Annotated in this window: 1 protein-coding gene; it reads left to right on the top strand. The window is 75.2% G+C overall.

What is annotated here, in order from left to right; translation table 11 throughout:
* Positions 1-25 precede the first annotated feature (25 nt).
* On the top strand, positions 26-479 hold a 454-nt coding region (locus V2J85_RS40445; RefSeq protein WP_330824368.1), incomplete at its 3' end, for an acetyltransferase.

Below are 479 nucleotides of genomic sequence, written 5' to 3'. Positions count from 1 at the left end.
CCGCTCCAGAGAGGAGAGTGCCACCGTGCCACCCGCCGACGCGCCCGCGGAGTCCGACGCGGCGCCTCCGGAACCGGCCGATGTGCCCCCGGACCCGCCCCCCGGACCGCCCTCGGGCAGCGGCACGGAGGGCGCCACCGCCGTACCGTCCGGCGACTCCACCGCCGTACCGCACGGCAGCTCCACCGAGGACACCCTCGACCTCAAGCTCACCGAGGAGCTCCTCGCGCTGATCGCCGAGGACCGGGGCAGGGCGGTGCCCCGCCGCGATGCCGCCCGCGAACTCCTCGGCGACCCGGCCACCTGGCCCGGTGCCACCACCGAGGCCGGGGTGTTCCACCTGGTCCCGGTGGTCCTGGAGCGCGATCTCGCCGTTCTCACCCGCTGGATGAACGACCCCGCTGTCGCCGCCTTCTGGGAGCTCGCCGGTCCCGAATCCGTCACCGCCGACCATCTGAGGCCGCAGCTCGAAGGGGACG

Origin of the sequence: Streptomyces bugieae (assembly GCF_036352915.1) — a bacterium.
GTDB lineage: Bacteria > Actinomycetota > Actinomycetes > Streptomycetales > Streptomycetaceae > Streptomyces > Streptomyces endophytica.
Note: the sequence above shows the minus strand (reverse complement) of the source record. Positions and strands in the feature narration are given on the sequence as shown.